This window comes from Jannaschia sp. R86511 (assembly GCF_042466345.1).
Classification (GTDB): Bacteria; Actinomycetota; Actinomycetes; order Actinomycetales; family JBBAYJ01; genus Aquipuribacter.
In genome coordinates, this window is record NZ_JAXHCD010000001.1 from 4,356,143 (window position 1) to 4,380,448 (window position 24,306).

Genomic DNA, 24,306 nt, shown 5'->3' on the forward strand with positions numbered 1-24,306 from the left:
CCTCAGCCGGCCCCGCGGGCCGCCGGGACGGGCACGGCCGGTGCGGTGACGGCCTGCCGCGGGCCGGCGGCGGGCAGGTCCAGGACGAACCGCGCGCCCCGGGCCCCGACCAGCCGGCAGTCACCGCCCGCCGCGCGGGCGAGGCGACGCACCACGGGCAGCCCCAGGCCCTGGCCGGCCCCGGCCCCGGCCCGGACGCCCGCGCCGAACACCCGCTCGCGCAGGGCCGCCGGCACCCCCGGACCGTCGTCCTCCACCGTGATCCGCACCTGCGAGCCGGACGGCGCCGCGCTCAGGCGCACCGTGGCCCGCGGGGCGTGCACCAGGGCGTTGCCGAGCAGGTTGGCCACCGCCCGGGCCAGGTCGTCCGCCGCCAGCGCGACGTGGGTGCCGCTCGGCTCCCACTCCAGGCGCTGGCCCCGCTCCCGGTGCATGACGACCAGCGGCCGGACGGCGTCGTCGACCGCGGTCACCGCCGCCGGGGCCTCGGTGGCGCTCGCCAGCAGGCGCTCCAGCCGGCACAGCTCGGCCCGCACGCCCGCCTCGAGGCCCGCGCGGTCGGCCGGCTCCAGCCGCTCGGCCAGGCGGTCAAGCGCCGCCGCCGCGCTGCGGATCCCGGCCACGCTGGACCGGGCGTCGTGCAGGTTCTCGGCGTGGTCGCGGAGCACCCGCTCGTCCGCGGCCAGGCGCAGGCTGAGCTCGCGCTCGCGGCGCGACACCGCCTCCAGCGCGCGGCCGGTGTCCAGCGCCGCCCGGCGGCCGACGAGCACGCTGCCCGTCAGGACCAGCAGGTGCAGCACCGTGGCGGCGACGGCGGCGGCGTCCGGCCCGGGCAGCAGGTGGGCGACCCCGCGACCGGCGGCTCCCAGCGCCGCCCCGAGCAGCAGCACGGTGAGCGCGACGGACCAGGAGCGACCCAGGGCCCCCGGACGCAGCAGGGTGCGCCCGGCCACCGCGAACCACACCACGGCCGACGCGGACCAGACGGCGCTGGCCAGGGCGGGCAGCTGCTCGACGGGGACCCGGCTCAGCGCGACCGCGGCGGCCCCGGCGGCGAGGCCGGCCGTCGCCAGGGCCGCCAGCACGGTCCAACCGACGACCCGGACCGGCCGCAGGCCGCTGTCGACCTCGACGCTGCAGGTGGCGGCCACCACGACCGCCGCGGTCAGCAGGGCCACGAGCAGAGGGCTGGCCACGCTGGGCACCTCGGCCGGCAGGACCAGGTCCTCCACCCGGCCCACCAGCGTGGACGCCCCGCCCAGCACCAGCAGCGCCGCCGCGACCAGGCCGTCGGGGGCCCGCCCGTCCAGGCGCCACCTGAGCAGTCCGGCCACCCCGGCGCCGAGCAGCACGACCTCCGACAGGTGGTGCAGCAGCACGGCCGCGGACGGGTGCTGCAGCAGCCGGCCCGGCAGCTGCAGCAGGGCGGCGGCCACGGGGTCGGGCAGCGCGACGAGGGCGAGCAGGACCACGAGCAGCAGCGCCGGCAGGACCGTGGCCGGGCGCGCCACCGGTCGGGCGGTCGAGGCGCGAGCGTCGCCCTCGCCGCGGACGCCGCTCCCACCGTGGCCGTCGCCCGGTCGCGCGGCGGGCACCGGGACCGGGCCCGCACCGCGGGCGGGCTCGTGGCGGCGGCGACGGTCGGGTCCCCGGTACACCGTTGGGACCGCGCCGACCATCGCCACGCCCTGGACGCTAGGGGCTGGCGGACCGGCTCCGGAGACGTCCGGTCCCGGACCGTCCGAACGGACTACCCACCACCCCTCGGACGGGCGATGAGTGAGGTCGACGCAGGTCAGGCCCGGTTTCGGGGCCTTCCGGACGTAGCGGCACGCACCGGGCGCCAGCGGCTGGCGGCCCGGATGGCGTCGACGCAGGCCTGCTCCTGGACCCGCCGGGAGGCCTCGTCCGGCTCCACGTCGGCCCCCCACGTCACGGGGTCGGCGGCCAGGGCGGCGAGCCGGTCGACGACGACCTGGGACATGACCCGCGGCCGTCGCGCCAGCCAGCCGACGAGGTCGTCGTCGGTCAGCACGGTCACGGGCCGGGGCACGTCGGCGGCCCGGACGGAGCGGGCCCCGACCAGCACGACGACGGCCCGCACCGGCACCTCCAGGCCGGCGGCGGCCCCGAGCCGGTCGGCCACCGCGGCGACCTGCCGCTCGACCTCGCGGACGTGGCCCAGCGGGCGGCCGTCGGCCCGGACCTGACGTCCGCGCACCAGCACCCGCTCGCCCGCGTGGTGCGCGGTGCGCACGACGACGACGCCGCCGGGGGCGACGACCAGGTGGTCCACGCCCAGACCGTCGGCGACGGGGACGGCGTGCAGGACGTGCGAGCCGTCGCCCAGCCCACCCAGCAGGGCCCCGACGCGGCGCTGCGCCACGGCGGCGCGGTACCAGCGGCGCACGGCGGCGACCAGGGGCGCGCGGACCACGACCCGGCCGTCGCGCACGCTGCAGGACTCGTGGTGGCGGGCGAGCTCGCGCGCGGCGAGCTCGCCGGGCAGGCGGGCCGCCAGCGGACCCAGCGGGTCCGGGCCGGGCGTCGCGGGCCACGCGTCCGGCGGGGTGCGGGGGGCGACGACCAGCCCGGTGACGACACGACGCCGCAGCAACCCCTGGGGGGTCCCGGGGTGCTGCGGGCGTGCCGTCGTCCCTGTCACCCCGTGGTCATCGGCACGTCCGGGCGCGAGCCTGAGGCCCGGGGGTGGTGACACCCCGCCCGCACGTCCCTAGGGTCCCGTCATGGAGACGTCCCCCGGTGGTGACACGCTCCGCCGCGCCGGGGCGGCGGCCTGGTCGTGGCTCGGGATCGTGGCCCTGGGGGCGGTGGTCGTGCTGGCCCTGTCCGCCGTCGCGGGCCTCGTCGTACCGTTCGTCGTCGCGGTGGTCGTGGCCGTGCTCCTGGTCCCCCTCGTGGACCGCCTGCAGGCCCGCGGGCTGCCCCGGGCGCTGGGGGCGCTGCTGGTGCTGGCCGGGTTCGTCGGGGTGCTGGCCGCGGTCACGTGGCTGGCCGTGGCGGCCGTGGCCTCGCAGTGGTCGGTGGTGACCGGGGACCTGCGGGCGGGGCTGGCGTGGGCCGCCGGGCAGCTGGACGACCTGGGCATCGACGTGCAGTCGCCGGCCGCGCTGCTGCAGCGCGGCCTGGAGCTGGCCGGCACCCTGGCCCTGGGTCCGGCCAGCGCGGTCGTGGGGGCGCTGGGGTCCGTGACGTCGTTCCTGATCGGGACCGGCATCGCCCTGTTCCTGCTGTTCCTGCTGCTGGCCGACTGGCACCGGCTGACGCAGTGGGTGGGCCGGCGGCTGTGGCTGCCGGCCCACGTGGGTGACGGCGTCGTCGCGGACGCGGTCGACTCGCTGCGCCGCTACTACCTGGCCCTGACCCTGTCCAGCGTCGTGGTGGCCCTCGTCATCACGCTGGCCGCGTGGCTGCTGGGTGTGCCGCTGGCCCTGGCCATCGGCGTGGTCACGCTGGTGACGTCGTACGTGCCGTACCTGGGGGCGATCTTCTCCGGGGCGTTCGCCGTGCTGGTGGCCCTGGGGGCAGCCGGCCCGGTGGAGGCCGTCGTGCTGCTGCTGGTGGTGCTGGTCGTGCAGAACTTGGTGCAGACCGTCATCCAGGCCAAGCTGACCGGGGACGCGCTGCAGCTGCACCCGATCGTCACGTTCTGCGCGACCATCGTGGGGGCGGCGCTGGCCGGCATCCTCGGCGCGTCGCTGGCCGTGCCCGCGGTGGCCGCGACCCGGCGGGTGGTCGCCCGGCTGCGCGACCACCGCGCCGACCTGCAGGGGCAGGCCGACCTGCTGGAGCCGGCCGACCTGCAGGTGCAGGCCGGTCAGGGCTCAGGGCCAGCGGTGCTCGGCTAGGACGCCTCGGCGTCGACGGCCGACGCAGCCAGGTCGGCCAGGTCGGCCGCGACGCCGTCCGGCGCCCGCCCGCTCAGCCGGTCGGAGGTGACGACGGGGGCCTGCGCGGTTCGCAGCAGCCGGGCCCCGGTCCGCTGCAGCGCCTCGACCAGCGCCACGTCCTCCCCCGTCGTGACCGGCGGGTACCCACCGGCCCGCAGGTAGGCGTCGCCACGCACCCCAAGGTTCGCGCCGTGCACGTGGCCGTGGCCCTCCACGTGCTGCTGCTGCCCGGTCCAGCGGGCTGCGAGCTGGTCCCGGGCGGACAGCACCACCGTGCCGACCCGGCCGTCGTAGCCCACCCGCGACGCGTCGACCTGGGCCAGCAGCCAGCCCTCGGGCACGGTCGAGTCCGCGTCGGTGCCTGCCAGCCAGCTGACGGCTGGGCCCGTCCCGCGCTCACGGGCCAGGTGCAGCAGGTGCGCGGCGCCGGTGGCGCGGGCCCGCCCCACCCCCAGGGGGGCCGTCTCCAGCAGGTGGGGCCGGGCGGAGGCGGCGGGCCAGGGGACCGCCGCAGCCGTCCCGGCGCTGCCGTCGCGGCAGCCGTCCAGCACGACCACCACGTCGACGGCGACCAGCGCGTCCCGGGCGTGCAGCGCCTGCACCGCGGCCGCGACCGCGGTCAGGCAGCGGCCCAGCAGCTGCTCCTCGTCGCGCACGGGGACGAGGACCCCCAGGTGCCGCACCGTCGGCCGAGGCCCTTCCGACGGCAGCTGCGCCCCGACCCCGGCGGCGCCGCTCACCCGAGCCATCCCTCGGCGCGCGCCACGGACGGCTCACCGGCCGTCCACACGTCCAGCAGCAGGTCGGGCTCCTCGTGGTGGGCCAGCACATCGAGCCCGGCCGCGCCGAGCCGGGTGTGGACGCCCTCGGCCGTACCGGGGTAGCCCGGGGCGGGGTGGCGCCAGTGGCAGGCCACCAGCACACCGTCCGGTCCCAGGCCCGCGGCGGCCCGCTCGGCCAGCCGGCCCAGGTCGTCTTCTCCCAGGTAGTAGCCGACCTCGGACACCACGACCAGGTCGAAGCGGCCTTCGGGCCACTGCTCGGGCAGCCGCCGCTGCTCGACGGTCACCGATCCACCGCGGCCGGGCGCCCCACCACCGGGCTCCCCACCACCGGGCTCCTCACTCCCGGACGACCCGGCCCGGGCCAGCCGGGCGCGGGTGAGGTCGACCGCGCGCGCGTCGACGTCGCAGGCCAGCAGCTGCTCGCAGCGACCGGCCAGCCGCTCGGTCAGGTGCCCCGCCGCGCAGCCCAGCTCCAGCCCCCGCGCGAACCGCTCGCGGGGCAGCACGGCCAGCAGCAGGTCGCGCTTGCGGCGCTCGTACCAGCGGTCGGCGATGCGCCACGGGTCGTCGTCGTCGGCCCAGGCCCGGGCGAAGTACTCCGGCGGCAGGGTCACGGCTGCCGGCCCGCCGTGACGAGCGCGACCTCGACCGGTCGGGCGAAGCGGACCAGCACCTGCTCGGGCAGCACGGCCCGGTCGGCCGGGGCGGGGCCGAGGGGTTGCACCTGGCTGACGAACCGGCGCACCGCCGCCGCCTTGGCCGCCCGGGTCGGCTCGTCCAGCCGCACCGTGCGCGCGTGGGTCCAGCGGGGGGCCAGGGTCTGCGGCGTGCCCCAGTGCCAGGCCCAGATCGGCACCTCGACGACGGGCAGCCCGTGGGCCGCCCCGACCCGTAGCGCGGCCCGGCCGCAGACCTCGTGGTCGGGGTGGCCGTCGGCGTGCCAGGGCGCGACCAGCAGGTCCGCCGGCCCGGCCCCGGGTCCGGCGACCACCTCGTCGAGGCCGCTCGTCACGGCGTTCTCGTGCTGCTGCAGGCCGGAGTCCGGTCGGCCGAGCCAGGTGGTGCGGCCGGACAGCCCGAGCTCCTGCCGGGCGAGGGTCGACTCCTGCCGACGACGGCGGGCCAGCTCGGCCGGCACCAGGACGGTGCTGCCGGGGTGCGACCCCTCGCCGTCGCTCGCCCAGACCACGTCGACCCGCCAGCCGGACCGCGCCAGCAGGTGCAGCAGCCCTCCGGCCCCCAGCACCTCGTCGTCGGGGTGGGCGGCCAGCACGACCGCTCGGCCGGGCGGTGCCCCGGCTCCCGGCACCAGCTCGGGCCAGCCGACCTGGTCCAGCCACGGCGTCCACGTCGACTCCGGCGTGCCCACGCCCTCGATGACGGTCACGACGGCGCCCCGGGGTCCGTGGCGGCCAGCGCCAGGCCCCCGAGCACGGCCAGGTCCCGGTCGCCGTGGCTCTGCCGGACGTACACCTGCAGGTCGGCCACGGCACGGGCGTGGTCGGGGTCCATGGCCAGCGGTCCGGGTCCGGTCGCGCGACCGGTCTCGTGCAGGGTGACCTCGACGGCGGTCTCGACGGCCGCCCGGCTGCGCGCGGCCGCGAGGTGCGCCTGCTCCTGCGTGGCCGGCGCGTCCCCGGCGACGGACCTGTCGGCCAGCCGGGCCACCTCGACGAGCGTGCACCACGCCGCGTGCTGCGCGGCGTCCACCCGGCCGAGCGAGGCGAGCACCAGGTCGCTGCCGTGCCGGCCGGCGGCCCGCTCGAGCGCGAGGGCGACCCGCAGGGCGCCGCCCAGCCACACCGCGGCGACCCCGGCGGCCCCCCACCAGAAGCCCGGCCGGTGCAGGTAGGCGTCCACCTCGCCGACGGGCCGGGCCGGCACGTCGGTCAGCTCCAGGTCGCAGGTGTCCGAGCCGGACATGCCCGCCCCGACCGCCCAGCGGCTGGGCCGCACGCTGACCCCGGGGTGGGTGGGGTCGACGGCGAACAACCGGTAGCCGTCCTCGGCGTGGGCGGTGACCAGGGCCCGGCCGCAGGTGCCGGCCCCGCTGCACCAGGGCTTGCTCCCGCTCAGCGACCAGGCCACGTGGGCCCCGGGCCGGTGCACGGCCCGCAGCGGCGCCGCCGGCGGGTCGGCCGCCCAGACACCCCACAGCCGGCGGTGGGTGCCGGGCGGCAGCACCTCGTCCGGCCCGGTGAGCAGCTCGGCCAGGACGGCCCGGGCGTCGACGTGCGCCTCGGCCAGCCGGGCCACGACCAGGTCCTCGGCCCCGAGGTCGCGCAGCGCGGCGAACCGGTCGAGGGTGCGACCGGACCCGGGCAGCGGCAGGTCGAGCCGGCCGGAGTCCAGCAGGGCCGAGACCCGCGGACCGGCGGCCGTCGCGTGCCCGGTCCGGCGGTCGCCGTCCGTTCCTGTCACGTCCGACCTCCTGGCCCGCCCGTCCGGTCCCCCCCGGTCGGGGGGCTGCCGTCAGGCGGGTACCCGGATCGGAGCGTGCCACGCCGCACGCCCCGCCACGAGCGGTGGGGTCAGAGGTAGCCCATGGGGTCGACGGGCGTGCCGCTCTCGCGGACCTCGAAGTGCAGGTGGCAACCGGTGGACACGCCGGTGGTGCCGACGTAGCCGATCACGTCGCCCTGGGACACCGGGCCGCTGGAGACCGCGGCGGACTGCAGGTGCGCGTAGGCGGTGCTGAGCGAGCCACCGTGCTGGACGACGACGATGTTGCCGTAGCTGCCGTTCCACTTGGCCGACTCCACGACGCCGTCCTGCGCGGCGACGACGGGGGTGCCGCAGCCGGTCGCGAAGTCGGTGCCCTTGTGCAGCTTGCTGGTGCCGTACACGGGGTGGATGCGGTAACCGAACGGGGAGCTGATGCTGCCGGAGGTCGGCACGGCCATCTGGCCGGAGCCCATGACGGTCTCGGGCATCGCGGCCTCGAGGTTGCCGCTGCGCGAGGCCTGCTCGAGCCGGCGGGTCTCCTCGGCCTCGAGGCGGGCCTGGTGCTCGGCCTCGACGACGGCGAGCGCGTCCTTGGCGCCCTCCAGCCGGGCCTCGATGTCGGAGCGACGCTCGGCCAGCTCGGCCTCGAGCTCCTCGACCTCGGCGAGCTCGCTGGCGGAGGTCTGCTCGGCGCGCTCGAGCAGGACCTGGGCCTCCTCGAGGTCGGTCAGCGACGCGGCCTGCTGCTCGGCGACCAGGGTGAGCGTCTCGGTGCCCTCGGAGTAGTCGGAGCGACCGGACAGGGCGGACAGCCGGGGGTCGACGCCCCCGCGCTTGAAGGTCTCCACGGCCAGCCCGGCCAGCTCGGCCTCCAGGCGGGCGATGACGGCGGCCTGGCTCACGACGCGGGCCTCGGCGGCCTCCACGCGGGCCTGCGACGACTCCAGCCGGGCCTCGACGGCCTCGTACTCCGCCGACGCGGCGTCGACCTCCTCGGCCAGCTCGGCCACCTCGTCCTTGGCCTTCTCGACCTCGGCCTCGGTGGCCTCGGAGGCCTGCGCCGCGATCGGCGCCATGAAAGTCGCCGTCAGGGCGGTGGCTGCGAACAAGGCGCAGCGGGGCAGGAGTGCACGCACAGGTAGGTCCTCCGGGCAGGGGTGAGCCGGTGTTCGGGTAACAGACTGGTAACGAGGATAGCCTGGGCCCTGGGGCCCACGGACCGTCCTGTGGATGACGCCCGTCCGGGTGCGGTCGGGCCTCCTCCGTCGTCCGCCTCGGTCAGAGGCGGACCGCGGTGTTGAAGGGCAGGTACTCCAGGGACTGGATCTTGACGACGTCCCCGGCCGACGGGGCGGCGACGAACCGGCCGCCGCCGATGTAGATGCCCACGTGGCTGATGGGCGAGAAGCTGAAGACCAGGTCGCCGGGGCGCATCTCCCCGCGCGAGACGCGGGTGCCGTAGCCGGCCTGGGCCTTGGAGCTGTGGGGCAGCGAGACGCCGACCTGGGCCCACGCCGCCGCGGTCAGACCGCTGCAGTCGTAGCTGTTGGGACCGGACGAGCCCCAGGCGTAGGGCTTGCCCATCTGGGCGCAGGCGAAGCCGAGCACGGTGGCGACCCGGTCGTCCGGCACCTCGACGGAGGTACCGCCGCAGTTGATCGTGCCCGCGGACGTGAACTCGGCCCCGGCCGACGCGCTCGCGCCCCCGGCCTCTGCCGAGTCGCTGCTGCCACCGGCGCTGCGGTTGTTGCTGCTGTCGCCCTCGGCGGAGCCGGACTCGGTGCCGCTGTCGGTGCTGTCGTCCTGGGCGGCGAGCGCGGCGGCCTCACGGGCGCGGGTGGCGCGCTCCTCGGCGGCACGGCGGGCGGCCTCGATCCGGGCGGCCTCGGCCTCGGCCTCGGCCAGGACGTCCTCGGCCCCGGCGAGACGCTCCTCGATCCGGGTCTTGCGGGCGGCCAGGTCGTCCTCCATGGCCTCGACCTCGGCCAGCTCGGCCGCGGCCGCGGCCTCGAGGTCGACGAGCTCCTCCTGGGCGGTCTTGAGCGTGCTCAGCGACGTCGAGCGACGCTCGGCCATCAGGGTCAGCGCGCTGGAGCTGGAGACGTAGTCCCCGGGGTCACCGAGCACGGCGGCCAGCTGCGGGTCGACGCCACCGCGCTTGAAGGTCTCGACCGCGAGCGCGCCGAGCTCGGCCTGCATCTCGGCGATGGCCTGGGACTGGCTGGAGACGCGGGTCTCGGCGGCGGCCACGCGGGACTTCTGCGTGTCGAGGCGGACCCGGACGTCGTTGTACTCCTCGGCCGCGATCTCGACCTCGCGGCCGAGCTCCTGCACCTGGGTACGGGCGTCGTCCACGTCGGTCGCCTGCGCGGCGGGAGCGGCGACCAGGCTCATGGCGAGCAGGGTCGCGGCGCCGAGGGCGCAGCGGGAGAACAGGGAAGGCACTGGTGTTTCCTCCGGGCAGGCTGGGGGAACTAGCCGGGTGAGCACGAGCAGGCAGACGTTTCAGATAACGAACCGGTCACGGACCCTACATCAGGGTCTGGGTCCTTGGACCCATGCAACCCCATCGACCGCTGGACGGGGACCCCCAAGTTGTGCCCCTGTGGACACGCTGGGTCACTGCCGGGCGTCGCCCGCACCGCCGGACCGCGGCATCCGCGTCGACGTCGCACCCGCCGGGGTGGGCGCCGCAGGCCGCCGACGAGCCCGGTCGCAGTGGTCGAGGTCGACCGCCGGACCTGCCGCCCGGCACCGATGGGCAGCACACGAACAGCTGACGTCGACTGACGTCGTGACTGACAACGGTGTCTGCCGTCGTCGCAGGTCGCACGCATGATCGCCGTCGTCACGACGGCGCACGTGCCGGCCGAGCCCCTGGCCTGCGACGGGACCCTGACTGCTGCAGTCACGGCCGGGCCGTAGGTGCTCGCCCGGGCGCTCGACCCACCGTCGAGGCGGCGTGCGATCCGCGCCTCCGACCCGTCCCCGCCCCACCCGGGAGCGACCGCAGCGGTGCGACGGCACGGACCCCGATCGGACCTTGAGCCGCGACCGGTGTGAGAAACACCGCACGCCGACGACGGCTCGTGCGCCCGTTCGAGGCCGTCCCGGAGCGACCGACAGCCGACCGACGAGCCGTCCCCGGGGGGCCTCAGGACAGGTAGTCCAGCAGCAGCGTGCTGAGCTCCTCGGGGGCCTCGACCGGCACCCAGTGCCCCGCCCCCTCGATCCGCTCGTAGCGCCACGGCCCGTCGACGAACCTCGACGAGCGACGCATCTGGGCCTCGGTCAGCGCGGGGTCCTGGCTCGACCAGACCCCCAGGACGGGGCAGGTGATGGCCCGGCGGGCCCGGTCGGTCCGGCCGGGGGCGGTGGCCGGAACGGGGGCAGACGCAGTCCGGCGGCGGCGCAGCGAGATGTTGGCGCGGTACCAGGACAGGGCCGCCGTCAGGGCGCCGGGCCGGGACAGGTCGGCCACCTGGCGGGCCAGGTCCGGGGTGTCGGCGGGGTCGGCGCCGCGCCAGGCCAGGCGCCGCAGCCAGAACCAGCCACCGGCCGGCAGCAGCCGCTCGGCCAGCCCCGGCACGAGGAACACGGGCACGTAGGCGCCCTTGAGCTGCTGCGCGAGGCCGGCGCCGCGGCGGGCAGCCGGGTGCCCGACGGACACCGCGACCAGCCGGTCGACGCGCTCGGGCCGGGCCGCGGCGAAGGCCCAGGCCAGCACGGCCCCCCAGTCGTGCCCGACGACGGCCGCCCGCTCGACCCCGGTGGCGTCCAGCAGCCCGGTCACGTCGGCCAGCAGGTGCCGCATCGCGTAGTCGCCGACCTGCTCGGGCCGGTCGCTGTCGCCGTAGCCGCGCAGGTCCGGGGCCAGCACCCGGTGCCCCGCGGTCGCCAGCGCGGCCACCTGGTGCCGCCACAGGTGCCGGCTGTCGGGGAAGCCGTGCAGCAGCAGGACGACCGGGCCGTCCTCGGGCCCCGCCTCGGTCACCGCGAGCGTGACCTCCCCGACGTCGACCCGGGACTCACGCGTCAGCATGCGGGCCAGCGTGGCACGGCCGGTCACTGCAGCGGCAGCGCCGGTTGCCACCAGGCGGGCCGGTCGTCCAGCTCGACGCGGTCGACCCACTTGACCCACCAGAAGCCCCGCCGACCGGGCACGACGAGCCGCAGCGGGGCCCCCAGGCTCGTCGGCAGGGCCCGTCCCGCCATGGCGTGCGCCAGCAGGACCCCGTCGAGCTCGTCCGGGCCCAGCCGCCGGGAGTAGCCGGTGGCCGACCGCACCACGACGCTGCCGCCGGCCGCGGGCGGGCCGAGCAGGTCCCGCAGCGGCCAGCCGGTCCACTCCTGGTCGGAGTACCAGCCGGAGGTGCAGTCGATGACGGCGCGCACGGTGGTCGTCGGTCGTTCCCGCAGCTCGGCCAGCGACAGCCGCTGCACACCGGCCACCCCGCTGACCGTCAGCCGCCAGGCGTCCGGGTCGACGTCGGGCACCCGGTCCGACAGCCAGATGGTGGGCCGGGGCAGGTCCGAGGCGTAGGACCCGGTGCCGCGGCGGCGGGCGCCGGGCAGGTCGGCCAGGCGGACCACGCCCTCCAGCGCCACCCAGGCGAGCCCGGCCAGCGCCACCAGGCCGCCGCCGCGCAGCAGCAGCCGCCGGTCCAGGTCGGTGCGGCGCACCCGCTGCCGGTGGCTGACGGCGTGCCAGGCCAGCAGCGGCAGCAGCACGAGCCCGGCGGCCACGTGCCACCACATCATCAGCTGGCCGGCCGCGGCGGTGGCCAGCCCCGTGCTGTGCAGCACCCCGGTGAGCAGGGCCAGCACCGTCAGCACGGCCAGGGCGGCGGAGGCCCAGCGGCTGCGCCGGGACCGGGACCAGCCGGAGCGGACGACCGGGGCCTTCCAGCGCACCAGCAGCACGACCAGCAGCCCGCCGACGCCGTGCCCGACGACCAGCCAGCGCTGGACGGGCTCGGTGACCAGCCAGGAGCCGACCCCGGTCAGCAGCACCGCGGCCAGGACCAGGAGCAGGCCGACGTTGGTCAGCCGACGGGGGACGCCACGCCGGCCTCGACGGCCTGCTGCGGGGGGTGCCACGGGACCAGTGTGCGCCCGGGCGGGTTGACCACCCCGGCCAGCGCGGCCATCGTCATGGGCCGGGCGAGCAGGAACCCCTGCACGGTGTCGCAGCCGGCCTCGCGCACCGCGTCGAGCTGCTCGGGCGTCTCGATGCCCTCGACGGTCACGCTCATGCCCAGGTCGTGGCACACCTGCACCACGGTCCGCACCATCTGCCGGGTGCGCGGGGAGGTGTGGACGTCGGCGACGAACGAGCGGTCGAGCTTGACGGTGTCCACGGGCAGGCGCATCAGGTGGCTGAGCGAGGAGTAGCCGGTGCCGAAGTCGTCCAGGGCGATCGCGTGGCCGGCCGCGCGCAGGTCGGCCAGCAGGCCGGCGACGCGGTCGGCGTCGTCGACCACGGCGGACTCGGTCAGCTCCAGCACCAGCCGGGCGGGGTCGGTGCCGCGCTCGGCGACGACGGCGGCCACGTGCTCGACGAAGCCGTCCTTGACCAGCTGGCGCGGGGAGACGTTGACGTTGACCCGCAGGTCGTGCCGGCCGGCCACGTCGAAGGTGGCCAGGTCGGCGCAGGCCTGCGCCAGCACCCAGCTGCCCAGCGGGACGACGAGGCCCGTCTCTTCCGCCAGGGGCACGAAGTCCCCCGGGGGCACGAGCACGTCACCGCGCTGCCAGCGCAGCAGGGCCTCGGTGCCGGTGACCTGCCCGGTGCGCAGGCTGACCAGGGGCTGGTGGTGCAGGCGCAGCTCGTCCGCCGCGACCGCCCCGCGCAGACCGTCCAGCAGCTCCCCGCGCACACGCAGCTGCTCCAGGCGGCGGTCGTCGTGGACGACCACGGCGCCGTCGCCCTCCTGCTTGGCCTCGTGCATGGCCGACTCGGCCAGACGCAGGGCGTCGTTGCCGCGCAGCCCGGCCGAGGACACCGCACCCGCCCCGGCGGTGAACCGGAGCCGACGGCCGGCCACGTCGACGCCGGCGTCCAGGACGGCGGCGACCCGGCGGGCGACGTCGGCGGGCGTGGCGACGAACGCGGGGGTGACCACGGCGAACACGTCGGCGCCGAAGTGGGCGACCAGGGCGCTGGGGTAGCTGCGCAGCTCGAGCGCGTCGGCGACCTCGCGCAGCACCGCGTCGGCGAAGTCCTGCCCCGCGTCCTTGATCAGCGTGCCGAAGTCGTCCAGGTCGAGGACCACGATGCTGGAGCGGTCGTCGGGGCCGCCGCCGTCCAGGTGGCGCTCGACCGCGAGCCGGTTGGCCAGGCCCGTGACCCGGTCGTGGAACGCGAGGTGCTCGAGCATGGTCGAGCGGGCGACCCGGTCGGTGATGTCGTGGGCGTTGACGACGACGCCGCCGACGGCGGGGTCGTCGCGCAGGTCGGTGAGGGAGACGGACAGCCAGGTCGGGCTGCCCTCCGGACTGAGCCGGTCGCACAGCCGCAGGTCGACCCGGACCGTCTCGCCGCCGGTCCCGGCCGCCTCGGCCAACGACTGCTCGGCCTGGGCCCGGTCGCCCTCGGCGACCAGGTCGAGGAACGGCCGGTCGGTGAGCTGGGCCGGGTCGTCCAGGCCGACGATGCGCGCGGCCGCCGGGCTGGCGAAGCTGATGACCGCCTCGCTCGACAGCACCAGGATCATGTCGTCGCCGTCGCGGACCAGGGCGGTCAGCCGCCGTTCGGTGCGGGCCGTGGCGCGCTCGGCCTCGCTGCGTTCCTCCTGCTCGCGGACCAGGCGCTGGACGGCGCCCTCGAAGTCGAGCCGGACGGCCCGGTGCAGCGACAGCGCCAGCAGCCCGGCCAGCACGACGGCCGCGGTGGCCGTCGCCAGCGCCAGGGCCTGCTCGTCGCGCCGGTCGGCCACCGTGCGGGCGCCCTGCTGGTAGTACTGGTTCTCGAACTGGGCGTACAGGCCGCGCAGCGACTCCTCGGCCGTGGCGGCGTCCGCACGGGCGGTGGGGACCGACACGTCGAGCACCCGCCCGGACATCGCGCCGCTGTCGGGCACGGCCCCGTCGTCCACCAGCTCGTCGAGCGTCGCGGCGACCCGGTCGGCAGCCTCCACCGCGGTGGCCACGTCGCGCTCGGCCTCGGCCGGCATCTCCCGGGCCTGCAGCAGGTCGAGCTGACGCTGCAGGAACGCGACCTGCAGCCGGACGTCCTCGACCACGACGACGTCCTCCTGCAGCAGCAGGCGCAGCCGCAGGGAGTCGCGCTGGGCGTCGGCCACGTTGCCCGTGACGTTCTGCGCCAGGTCGAAGGTGTCCGCGGTGGTGGACAGGGCCCAGACCGTGCGCAGGCCGAGCAGCTGCGAGCCCGCCACCACGGCGAGCAGCAGCGCGACGAGCACCACCTGGACCGGTCTCATCCGCCGGCGGACCAGGCCGGCCCCGGGGGACGTGCTCATGCCGGTTCGACGGTGGCGATGCTCCAGATCCACAGGGCCTCGTCGCCCGCCTCCGGGTGCTCGTCGGTGAACACGACCCGGGTGGGACCACCGTCGGCCACCGCGATCGGCTCGCCGTCCGCACGCGTGGCCAGCCACGCGCCGGGCGTCTCGGCGGTCTCGCGGGTGATGTCGACGGCGTACTCGTTGTAGGCGATCGTGTGCAGCGTCGTGACGTCGGGGTCCAGCTCGGCCAGGGCGAGCACGTCGGCCAGCGGCACCACCGTGAAGCTGACGTCCTGCTCGAGGAACGGCTCGTACACCTCGAGCTCGCGGGTGCCCAGCTGCTCCACCTGCTCCAGGCTCAGCGCCACGCCCTCGCCGGCCGCGCCGTTGTCGGCCCCGCCCAGCAGGGTCAGCACGACGTCCTCGGCCGGGCCCGCGGGTACGTCGGCGACGGTCAGGGACGGCCCGTCGTCGGCCGGGCCGGCGGGGGCGGCGGCCTCGGCCGCGCCGCACCCGGCGAGCAGGACGAGCGCGGCGGCGGTCGCGACAAGACGGACGTGCACGTGAGCCTCCCGAGCGGTCTCGGGCCCAGAGGACGAGGGCCACCTGTCCTATCGGCAGCCACCCGCCCGGGCTGAGCCCCCCGCCCGCACGTGACCCGGTCGGCCCTCGCCCCCGTGCGGCCTGCCCGGCGGACCCGACCAGCCCGCCGCACCCCGTACACTTCTGCCCGGTCGCGTGCAGGCACGCGCCGGCCGCCTTAGCTCAGTCGGTAGAGCGACGCACTCGTAATGCGTAGGTCATCAGTTCGATTCTGATAGGCGGCTCCGCGCTCCACCCCAGGTCAGAGGCCATCCACCTCGGCCTCCCTCACGACCGGCGCCGATGCCGGGTCGGGATTGCCCCCGTCGTGCCCCCGAGGACCCCACCGAGGGGGTCCGCGGTGTCCCACAGGCTGCGGTCCATCAGGTGCCCGTACAAGTCCACGGTCATGCTCGCGGTGGCGTGCCCAAGGACCCGCTGCACCACCTTGACGTCGGCGCCGGCCGCGATCCACACGCTCGCGGCGGTGTGCCGCAGGTCGCGGATCCGCAGCGGCGCGAACCCCAGGTCGCCCGTCACCCGCACCCAGCCCGAGTCCCGCCGTCATCACCCGGCCAAACGCTGGCTACCATTCACCGCCTTGAAGAGACCGACCCAAACGGGCAGCGATGGCCACGTGCGAAGAAGCACGACGACAAGACAGTCGTACTGATCGAGTCGTTTGATGACCCGCTTGATACCTAACTGCCCTGCAATCCACCCAACGACTGACCGTACCGAAACAGTGCGGCTCGTGTCGGCCGATGCTGGTCACCCCTCGGCGAGCTATGGACTCGCACATGGGGGATATATCGGCGGGTCTGGCCAAACCCAGGCACTGAGCACCGAGCGCTGACTACGCCAGGAAGAAACTGCGCACACGACTCGGGACCCAATGTCCCGGTTCTCTACACGGACGATGGTCCGTTCGCGGTGAAGTAGTAGTTCGACACCCTGGGAGTCTTCCGCCAGGACGTATCCGGTAACGACTTCGCCGGCACCGGTCGTGACGTCCTCTGCATTAAGCCACGGATTGTCCGAGGTAGCAATGACTCCCCAGGTAGCCACTGCAAAGAACGCCAGAACAAACAAAAAGGAATCGCGGCGAGGGATGTCCGACTTCCCGACGAGGCGCTTCACCCAAGCGGACCTGGTCGAGCCCCACCGACGCATAACGCGCAACAGAACATTAACGATAAGCATGAACACGAGAAGGACAAGGGTAGCCCAAAACCAGTCCGCGGGAGCAAAGATGAACCCAAATGCAACCGCTACTACGGTGGCTAACGCTGGACCCTTAGTCGAATCCTCTTCGCGGACTGCCTCACCAAGCACGACGGCGGCCAAAATCATGGGAACGAGACCCGCCGTCGGCAGTCCAGACATCAAGGCTCCCAGGACTGACGTCAGCACGGAGCCGGAGCTGAGAATCCCTGCCACCGACGGCGCACTTCCGTGAGCCACGGCCCAAATTTTGGCAACGATGGTGACTGCCGCAACGAGGGACAATGTCAACGCCAGGTGGTCACGCACTATCAACTTGAACACCGAAGCCCCCCCCTCTTACGGTTTGCATCGAGGCGTCAAGCGCGTAACGCCACCTGCAAAGTACAACAGGCACCCCGTTGCTCCGTCTACCTCTATGGGATCAAGGCGGCGGCGCGCTTCGCGCCCCGCCGCGGCCGGCTTGCGCATGCGGCGCAAGCGCCGTTCGCGCCGACCCCTGGCTCGCTTCCGTGCGCCAGCCTCCTCCGCGCCCTTCACTGCATGTTGTGCCGCGAGCAGCGAAATCACCTGTACCTATACGCGGGCGACTGAACCGCAACCCTCCAGGCGCTTTCTCCGGGTCGGCGTCTTGCTTGCACCTGACCGATCTTCCCTCCCGCGTTCCGAATGTTGCTTCCCAGGGTGGCCAGGTCCCCAGCAAGCATGCGCTGTCGGCGATTCAATGTAGGAGGGCTTGTCTTTGCAGTCACAGCCACCTGAGATGACTTGGCAGCAATCCGTTCAAGGTCACCCGGCTTTGGGATCGGGGACACACCGGCGCGGTACGGCGTCAGCAGACTCACTGGGAGGGGTGCAAGGAGCTGTGTCCACGCGGCTGGCAGGTCAGCGTTCTCGGAACCATGATGTGGCACCTTGATCAGAGACGCTGCGTTCTCGGGTTCCAAAAAGTCGATAATTCGCCTCCATCCGCAACCGGTCGGCCCCTTCAAAAGGTCCCCGCCGAGCAATACAGCGGCCGCAGGAGTCTCCACCCAGAGCGCAATAGACAAGGAATTGAGGTCCAAACCATCGGGCCGAATGTACTCGCCCAACTGCGCATGAGTCTGGGCCAACACCTCGAGAGCTCGCTGGGATGCGGCATCAGATGGGGATAGAGTCATCACGCTGGCATCGGCCAGTCGAACCGAGGCGTTTATGTCGTACAACCGCGTCATCTCAGAAGCTCTAGTGATGCGCCTGCGCTGATCACGAGCCACGTCAAAGACGCGACGAAACTCTTCACGCACCGAGGTACCTGTCCGCCGCTTCACGGCCTCGTCAGTCGCCAGCAGAGAGGTGAACTCGCGGTCCGTTGTCGCAGCCGGAGTTACGAACGCCGCGGACGCACAGAGACTAAAGAAGTCAGCGATCCCCGCCATGTGATCATCGTGTGCATGGGTCGCCACTACGTAATCGACTTGACTTGCGATGTCCACCTTTAGGGCGGCGAGGTAAGCCTGAACAGGCAGGGTCCCGTCCGAAGTGCGGCACGAGTCGACAGTCAGCCAGCGACCATCCTGCACATGAACAGCTACGGCCTCCCCCTTCCCTGGACCAAAAATGGAGACTTCCATCTCATCGGCCGCAGGAGGTTCAGGGTTCATTCGATTAGATCGAGCAAAGACCTAGCGTCGCGTTCGGCCTTATCGCTCACCAACCGCAACTCGTCCTCGCCCCAACGTCCGATGAGACGTCGTCGAATATGGCTCGTCGAATGGACGCCCCCGCGTTCCGAATGGACAGTCCTAGCCGTGAGGTAGATGAGGTCACCCTTTCGCACGGGGCCAGCCCCATCAGAGTCGACCAACTCTGTTGAGAAATCTGCAATAAAAGTGGTCTCAGTGTCGCCGAACGGCGTCAGCTCGACGGTCATGACTTCTCCGTCTTCCTCAACCTCGACGACGCGTCCAGTCCATTTGCGAACACCCGTCACGGTCTCAATCTGGCCGCGCAAGAGCTCGCCTCGCTCCTTGACGGATCGCTCTGCTGCGCCATAAGGCGCCGCGATCTGGTCAGTCCCGCTGTTTGAAGCGGTGGCAACAGATAGGGTCGCATTTCCGAGAGCAAAGGCGTGTTCCCGACCGAACTGCCGAGCATGTTGTGCGACGTGGTTGCGAACATGAAGAGACATTACAGCCCAACCCTGACGCGAATCTGAAGGGCTCTCTCTAGCCTCGATGGCGCCAGTGGGTACTACCGTCTGTCCAGCCACTACGCACGTCTCCTTACTGCAATAACCGCGTGGGCGATGCGATCCATGCTGTTGAACGAGGCCTCCCACACATCACGCAGAATCTCGCGAGCACGCTCATTCTTTTCAGGCGTGGCTGCTTGCAACTCTGCAGGATCGACCTTAAACACTTGGTCACGAGCGGAGATTTTTATTGCTTCCGCAACCAGAGCAAAGTGGCTGTTTACGTTGACATATACGCCAGGCGTTACTGCCCTTGAGGGTTCGACCTGGACGTTGATGCTGCCCCCCAATGCGTCATCCCGCTCACCGCGAACGGCCAGGCTCAGCATTCCGGGTACATTTAGAATGGAGTTCCAAATCTCCTTCGGGGCAAGGATGTCGCCGATTTCATGCCATCGCGCAGCGTCAGGCACAGAGAAATGAAAATCTCTGTTGATCCCCATCAATGAGACCGGCGTGTGGGTCAGTTGACTCAGAATGCCCAGCATTATGTCGCGAGAACGCTCACTGTCCTCGATCGCTGCCGTACCCACTTGCAGGGCGTCGCTGGTGCCCTTGATGGCTATGCTTCCGACTGAGAACTCAACAAACTCCGCGGTAATGACACCAAGTTCCGCATTCTCTAGTTCGGTGGCGCTAATAAGTCCATTCACTTGCAGCCAAAGCGGGGAGAATATTGCGGGATTGAAGCGGCCTCTGAGCACAATGTTGATGCCCTGGGCGGCTGCCACCTCTCGCACCTGTCCTCCTCTGCGTGTCGCACGTACCAGGCATCGTGTCATGGGCGTGTCTGCCTGTCACCGTGATCCAACAGATGAGAGTCCTGCGCCGGCCCAAGTTCAGTTGCGCCGCCACGCGGGGGGGACCTACCCAACAACTCGTTAGGGCCTCGGCTCCGGGATGCGCCAAGGGGCACCAGGGCGGCGACCCCGCCGCGACGGCCAGCCACAGGCCAGCCACCCCGGCGCCGGTCCGTCCAGGACCTACGGCCGCTACGCGGTGACTACGTCATCCCGGACAGACCACCACCGGGCCGGCTCACGGCCCAGCCGACGCGACGGGATCACCACCCACACCCCCAGGGTTGGGGTCGAACCCCATGCCCCCCATGTGCCCCGATCGATCTCGCGGCAGCCAACAGCACGCAGCAGCCGATCCCGACAAACGACCAGGTCAGCTGCTGGGCGTCATGCCGCCAGACCCGGGGAACTCTCTCGTAATGCGTAGGTCATCAGTTCGATTCTGATAGGCGGCTCCGCGCTCCACCCCAGGACCTGGACCACCCGGCCAGTCACCCGCCGGGCAGGACCTCCGGCCCGACGATGCTCACCAGCCACGTCCCGCCCATGCCGACCTCGACGCTGGCGCAGGCCAGCGTGTCGTCGATGGACACGTCCACGTCGGAGTTCCACGTCGGGTCCAGGATGCCGAGCACCTCCTGCTCGGCCTGGTCCGCCGTCAGGCAGCGGCCGGTGTCGAAGGCGTCGCGCAGGTCCTTCAGCTGGCTGCGCACCGACAGGGTGAGCTGCACGGACTCCGCCACCCACGCCGTCTCCGACTGCCCGAACTCCGTGCCGGAGTCGACCGCGTCGCGGTACTCCTGGGTGTAGATCGTCCGCAGCTCTGCTTCGGTCGTGCTCTCCTGCAGCGTCTCGCGGGAACCCTCCCCGAGCGACGGGTCCTGCCCGCGCACCCACACCTCGCGCTCCGGCCCGAAGTCCACGGGGATCATCGCCCAGGCGCAGGTGCCTACCCCGTCGGCCGGCTGCTCGCGGCCGTCGTTGTCCTCCGCCCGCACGGTCCAGCCGGCCAGGCCGAGCGCCGTCAGGTCGTCCTCGACCCGGGCCAGCGCCTCGGCCTCGCTGAAGCAGTCCGACTCCAGCCCGTCCACCCAGTCGCCCAGGGCGGCCTCGAGGCGCGCGGGGCGGGGGTCGAAGGCCACGTCCTGCGAGACCCGTTCGGCGTCCATCTGCGAGCCGTCCCAGCCCAGCGGCGCCACGAAGATCCCGTACCGGCTCATGAACACGGCCAGCTCCGGCACCGCACCGTCCGCGGGCCACTCCCGGCGGCAGGACGCGACGGCGTCGGCCACCGTCGCCCGCTTCTGGACCTGCTCGGCGTCGGCTTGCTCCCCGAGCACGCAGGCAAAGCTCAGGTCGTCCGGCTGCAGGAACTGCGTCACCGACACCGCGGCGCCGGCCCCCAGCCCGATCGCCCCCACGGTGAGGACGCCGACGGCCAAGGGCCGAGGCACGCGCCGTCGCCTCGGCGCGGCCGACGCTGCGTCGCGGGCGCCACGGGACTCCGGTGACGTGCGCTCGACGGTGTCGACGAGCAGCGCCCGCAGCCGCGCGGAACGGTCGGGGTCCATGCGGGAGGACAGGGTCGGGGTCATGGCGTCTCCTGGACGGCGGGGTCGGGGTGCAGGGCCGACGGTGCGGCGCCGGTCCGGGCGGGGTGGCCCGCCTCGTCCGCGGCGGCCCGCTGGAGCCGGGCGCGCGCCCGGGACAACCGGGACTTGACGGTGCCGACGGGCACCTGCAGGGCCACGGCGGCCGCCGCGTGGTCGAGCCCCTGCCACAGGCACAGCAGCAGGACCTCCTGGTCCAGCCGGCCCAACCGGGACAGGGCCGCCCTGACCTGCGCCAGGTGGCGCTCGTCGTCGACGCGGGCCGCGACGACGTCGGCGTGGTCGGCCTGCACCAGCCGGGCGGCGGGGCCGTCCGGGCTCGCCCGCGGCGGCCCCGCGGCGTCGTGGCGCAGCCGGGTCAGCAGCCGGCGGTGGCGCAGGGCCGTGCGCGTGCGCCGCTGCACTGTGCGGGCGGCGACGCCGTACAGCCAGGGCAGGGCGCTGTCGTGGACGAGCTCCACGTCGGCCCGGCGGCGCCACGCCTCCAGGAACACGACCGAGACCAGGTCGTCGGCGGCGTCCAGCGACCCCGAGCGGCGGGCGCAGAACGCCCGCACCGGCTCGAGGTGCCGGTCGTAGATCCGGGCGAACGCGTCCGCGTCCCCCGCGGCCGCCCGTCGCCACAGCTCACGGTCGCTCGTCTCGTCCGTCGTCCCCACACCCCCTCTGTGCCCGGCACCGCCGCCCCGGTTCCATCATGGGGCGACGGGCGGTGTCACGGGGTGGGCTCAGCCGACGGCGCTGTCCACCCGACCCGGCAGCACGCGGCGCACGACGTCGGTCAGGGTCACGATGCCGAACACCTGCTGGTCCTGGTCGACCACGGCCAGCTGCTCGCGCTGCTCGCGCATCTGGCCCAGCAGCTCGTAGACCGGGGTGGCCGCGTCGACGCGGAACACCGGACGGGCCAGCGGCAGCGCTCGGTCGGTCTGCGGCGAGGTCATGGTGTCGCGCACGTGGACCACGTGCGACAGGTCACCCGTGTCGTCGCGCATCAGGATACGCAGGTGGCCCGAGGCCTGCGCGGCGGCGCGGACCTCGGCGACGGCGGAGTCGGCCGCCACGGCGGTGGGCTCGGCGTTGGGGGTCGTGATGTCCGCGACGGTCAGGCCCTGCAGCTCGATGACCTCGGCCAGCTGGTTGCCCAGCTCGGGCTCCAGCACACCGGCCTGCTCGGAGTACTCGACCAGGCTGCGGATGGTGGCGGCGTCACGGCCGCCCACGGCCGCCCGGTCGACGGGCTCGACGCCCGTGCGGGCGACCAGCTTGTTGGCGATCACGTTGACCCACTTGAGGAACGGCCGGAACACGGCGACGAACGCCCGCGAGGGCAGGCCGATGATCCGGGCGGCCAGCTCGGGGTGGGAGATGGCCCACGACTTGGGCGCCATCTCGCCGACGACCAGGTGCAGGAACGTCACCGCGAACAGCGACAGGGCGAACGCCGCCCCGCCGGCCAGCCACATGGGCAGGCCGAGGGTGGCCAGCACCGGGCCGAGCCAGGCGTCGACCGCGGGCTTGGTCACGGCGCCGAGGGCGAACGTGCAGGCCGTGATGCCCAGCTGGGCCCCGGCCAGCATGACGGTCAGCTCGTCCATGCCGCGCAGCGCCGCCCGCGCCGCGGAGCTGTGGACGGCGTCCTGCTCGAGGCGGTGCTTGCGGGCGCCCAGCAGCGCGAACTCGATGACCACGAAGAACGCGCTCAGCACGATCAGCAGCGCGGTGACGCCCGCGATCCCGAAGCCGTTCACCGCTGGACCTCCGCGTCGTCGTCGCTGCGGTCGGCCGCAGCGTCGGCGTCGGCCCCGTCCGGCTCCTCGACCGGGGGCAGGTGGACCCGCAGCACCGTGGGCACGTGCCGCTCGACCTCGACCACCTCGATCCGCAGCCCGCGCGGCTGCAGGTCGTGGCCCACCAGGTCGGCGGCCTCGTGCGGCAGCTCGAGCTCGACGGTGGCCCCCAGGTCGGGCAGGTCGCCGGCGTGGGCGATGACCAGCCCGGCCACGGTCTCGAAGTCGCCGCGGGGCAGCGTGTGGCCGATGACGCGCTCGGCCTCGTCGATGGGCAGGTCCCCGTCCATCACCCAGGTGCCCTCGCCGTCGACGGCGGCCGCGGCGTCCTCGGCCACGTCGTGCTCGTCGCTGATCTCGCCGACCAGCTCCTCGGCCAGGTCCTCCATGGTCAGCACCCCGCTGAACCCGCCGTACTCGTCGATCACGCAGGCCAGCTCGTTCTTGCTGTCGGTCAGCCGCTCCAGCGCGTCGGGCAGCGGCATGAGCGTGGGCACCACCAGGGCCGGGCGCATCAGGGTGCTGACCGGACGGTCGTCGGCGGGGTCGGCGAGCAGCACGTCGGACAGGTGCACCACGCCCAGCGGCTCCTCCTGCTCCCCCAGCACGGGGTAGCGGGTGTGGCCGCTGGCCATCAGGCCCCACATCTCGGCCACCGTGGTCTCGGGCCGCGCGACGCCCACCCGGGCCCGCGGGATCATGGCGTGCTCGACGTCGCGGTCGGGAAAGTCGAGGATCCGGTCCAGCAGCACCGACAGCTCGTCGGGCAGGTCCCCGCTGCTGCGGGAGTCGCCGATGATGCGCTCCAGGTCCTCCGCGGTGGCGCTGGAGTCGACGTCGTGGACGGGCTCGACCCGCACGAGGCGCAGCACGGCGTTGGACGAGATGTCGAAGAACGCGATGAGCCAGCCGAACACGGCCAGGTACAGCTTGGTCGAGCGGGCCAGGGCCTTGGCCAGCGGCTCCGGGCTGGCGATCGCGAGGTTCTTGGGGAACAGCTCACCGAAGATCATCTGCACCACGGAGGCCAGGACCAGCGCACTCACGGTGCCCACGGCCACGCCGACCCCGGTCGGCACGCCGCCGGCCCCGAGCAGCACGCCCAACGACTCCCCGACGAACGGCTCGGCCACGAAGCCGACGAGCAGACCGGTCACGGTGATGCCCAGCTGGGCGCCGGACAGCATGAACGACGTCCGGTTGGTCACGTCCAGCGCCCGCCGGGCGCCGTCGTCGCCGGCGTCCGCCGCGGCCCGCAGCCGGGAGCGGTCGACCGACATGTACGCGAACTCCTGCGCGACGAAGTACCCGTTGGCCGCGATGATCACGGCCGTCAGCACGAGCCCGAGCAGCAGGAGGAGGATCGCGGCGGTCACCGCGAGCGCTCCGGGACGCCGATCGGGTGGGGCAGGACGGAGCAGGAGCAGGGGTGTGCCGGCACGGCGGGCGGGTCCTTC

21 protein-coding genes and 1 tRNA gene are annotated in these 24,306 nt (G+C 73.6%); 2 read left to right on the plus strand and 20 right to left on the minus strand.

What is annotated here, in order from left to right; genetic code table 11:
- Positions 1-2: 2 nt before the first annotated feature.
- Positions 3-1,679 (minus strand): sensor histidine kinase, encoded by a 1,677-nt coding sequence (locus SJY06_RS20440; protein WP_380169737.1) that lies wholly within the window; start codon positions 1,677-1,679, stop codon positions 3-5.
- A gap of 116 nt (positions 1,680-1,795) precedes the next feature.
- Entirely contained in the window at positions 1,796-2,665 is an 870-nt protein-coding gene (locus SJY06_RS20445) for an NERD domain-containing protein (RefSeq protein ID WP_380169382.1), read from the minus strand.
- 82 nt (positions 2,666-2,747) lie between these two features.
- Here SJY06_RS20445 and SJY06_RS20450 point away from each other — a divergent pair, with 82 nt between their 5' ends.
- On the plus strand, positions 2,748-3,869 hold the full coding sequence (locus tag SJY06_RS20450; RefSeq protein WP_380169383.1) for an AI-2E family transporter: 1,122 nt from the start codon (positions 2,748-2,750) through the stop codon (positions 3,867-3,869).
- Here SJY06_RS20450 and SJY06_RS20455 read toward each other — a convergent pair.
- The 10 genes from SJY06_RS20455 to SJY06_RS20500 form a co-directional block, all read right to left on the minus strand.
- Positions 3,866-4,651: a glycosyltransferase gene (locus tag SJY06_RS20455; protein WP_380169384.1), complete on the minus strand. Its 786-nt coding sequence runs from the start codon at positions 4,649-4,651 to the stop codon at positions 3,866-3,868. The two genes, SJY06_RS20450 and SJY06_RS20455, sit on opposite strands and share 4 nt — an antisense overlap.
- Positions 4,648-5,310 carry a class I SAM-dependent DNA methyltransferase gene (locus SJY06_RS20460; protein WP_380169385.1) on the minus strand — a complete coding sequence of 221 codons (663 nt, stop codon included), beginning with the start codon at positions 5,308-5,310 and terminating at the stop codon, positions 4,648-4,650. The genes SJY06_RS20455 and SJY06_RS20460 overlap by 4 nt, the downstream gene beginning before the upstream one ends.
- Positions 5,307-6,083, minus strand: a complete 777-nt coding sequence (locus SJY06_RS20465) for a PIG-L deacetylase family protein (RefSeq protein WP_380169386.1) — start codon at positions 6,081-6,083, stop codon at positions 5,307-5,309. The genes SJY06_RS20460 and SJY06_RS20465 overlap by 4 nt, the downstream gene beginning before the upstream one ends.
- Positions 6,080-7,117 carry an acyl-CoA dehydrogenase family protein gene (locus SJY06_RS20470; RefSeq protein ID WP_380169387.1) on the minus strand — a complete coding sequence of 346 codons (1,038 nt, stop codon included), beginning with the start codon at positions 7,115-7,117 and terminating at the stop codon, positions 6,080-6,082. Before SJY06_RS20470 ends, SJY06_RS20465 begins: the two co-directional genes overlap by 4 nt.
- Before the next feature lie 110 nt (positions 7,118-7,227).
- Positions 7,228-8,277: a peptidoglycan DD-metalloendopeptidase family protein gene (locus tag SJY06_RS20475; RefSeq protein ID WP_380169388.1), complete on the minus strand. Its 1,050-nt coding sequence runs from the start codon at positions 8,275-8,277 to the stop codon at positions 7,228-7,230.
- Between the two features lie 142 nt (positions 8,278-8,419).
- The gene (locus tag SJY06_RS20480) at positions 8,420-9,586 is read right to left on the minus strand and encodes an NlpC/P60 family protein (protein WP_380169389.1); all 1,167 of its coding nucleotides are present in this window, start codon (positions 9,584-9,586) and stop codon (positions 8,420-8,422) included.
- A 709-nt stretch (positions 9,587-10,295) separates the two neighbouring features.
- Positions 10,296-11,183: an alpha/beta fold hydrolase gene (locus tag SJY06_RS20485; RefSeq protein ID WP_380169390.1), complete on the minus strand. Its 888-nt coding sequence runs from the start codon at positions 11,181-11,183 to the stop codon at positions 10,296-10,298.
- Positions 11,184-11,206: 23 nt separating this feature from the next.
- Positions 11,207-12,241 carry a molybdopterin-dependent oxidoreductase gene (locus SJY06_RS20490; protein WP_380169391.1) on the minus strand — a complete coding sequence of 345 codons (1,035 nt, stop codon included), beginning with the start codon at positions 12,239-12,241 and terminating at the stop codon, positions 11,207-11,209.
- Positions 12,187-14,622 (minus strand): putative bifunctional diguanylate cyclase/phosphodiesterase, encoded by a 2,436-nt coding sequence (locus tag SJY06_RS20495; protein ID WP_380169392.1) that lies wholly within the window; start codon positions 14,620-14,622, stop codon positions 12,187-12,189. The genes SJY06_RS20490 and SJY06_RS20495 overlap by 55 nt, the downstream gene beginning before the upstream one ends.
- On the minus strand, positions 14,619-15,170 hold the full coding sequence (locus tag SJY06_RS20500) for a molybdopterin-dependent oxidoreductase (RefSeq protein ID WP_380169393.1): 552 nt from the start codon (positions 15,168-15,170) through the stop codon (positions 14,619-14,621). The genes SJY06_RS20495 and SJY06_RS20500 overlap by 4 nt, the downstream gene beginning before the upstream one ends.
- A 191-nt stretch (positions 15,171-15,361) precedes the next feature.
- Between SJY06_RS20500 and SJY06_RS20505 the strand changes: the two genes are divergently transcribed.
- A tRNA-Thr gene (locus SJY06_RS20505) sits at positions 15,362-15,434 on the plus strand.
- Positions 15,435-15,477: 43 nt separating this feature from the next.
- Here the strand turns inward: SJY06_RS20505 and SJY06_RS20510 are convergent.
- The 8 genes from SJY06_RS20510 to SJY06_RS20545 all read right to left on the minus strand — a co-directional run bounded on the left by SJY06_RS20510 (position 15,478) and on the right by SJY06_RS20545 (position 24,225).
- Positions 15,478-15,729 (minus strand): tyrosine-type recombinase/integrase, encoded by a 252-nt coding sequence (locus tag SJY06_RS20510; protein ID WP_380169394.1) that lies wholly within the window; start codon positions 15,727-15,729, stop codon positions 15,478-15,480.
- Between the two features lie 1,250 nt (positions 15,730-16,979).
- Entirely contained in the window at positions 16,980-18,059 is a 1,080-nt protein-coding gene (locus SJY06_RS20515) for an MBL fold metallo-hydrolase (RefSeq protein WP_380169395.1), read from the minus strand.
- On the minus strand, positions 18,056-18,388 hold the full coding sequence (locus SJY06_RS20520; protein WP_380169396.1) for a hypothetical protein: 333 nt from the start codon (positions 18,386-18,388) through the stop codon (positions 18,056-18,058). The genes SJY06_RS20515 and SJY06_RS20520 overlap by 4 nt, the downstream gene beginning before the upstream one ends.
- Before the next feature lie 278 nt (positions 18,389-18,666).
- A complete protein-coding gene (locus SJY06_RS20525; RefSeq protein ID WP_380169397.1) occupies positions 18,667-19,380 on the minus strand; it encodes a hypothetical protein in 714 nt (237 codons plus the stop codon).
- Positions 19,381-19,940: 560 nt separating this feature from the next.
- Positions 19,941-21,044 carry a hypothetical protein gene (locus SJY06_RS20530; RefSeq protein ID WP_380169398.1) on the minus strand — a complete coding sequence of 368 codons (1,104 nt, stop codon included), beginning with the start codon at positions 21,042-21,044 and terminating at the stop codon, positions 19,941-19,943.
- On the minus strand, positions 21,041-21,718 hold the full coding sequence (locus SJY06_RS20535; protein WP_380169399.1) for an RNA polymerase sigma factor: 678 nt from the start codon (positions 21,716-21,718) through the stop codon (positions 21,041-21,043). Before SJY06_RS20535 ends, SJY06_RS20530 begins: the two co-directional genes overlap by 4 nt.
- A 69-nt stretch (positions 21,719-21,787) precedes the next feature.
- The gene (locus SJY06_RS20540; protein WP_380169400.1) at positions 21,788-22,810 is read right to left on the minus strand and encodes a hemolysin family protein; all 1,023 of its coding nucleotides are present in this window, start codon (positions 22,808-22,810) and stop codon (positions 21,788-21,790) included.
- Complete coding sequence (locus tag SJY06_RS20545; RefSeq protein WP_380169401.1) at positions 22,807-24,225, minus strand: hemolysin family protein; 1,419 nt, start codon at positions 24,223-24,225, stop codon at positions 22,807-22,809. The genes SJY06_RS20540 and SJY06_RS20545 overlap by 4 nt, the downstream gene beginning before the upstream one ends.
- Positions 24,226-24,306 lie beyond the last annotated feature (81 nt).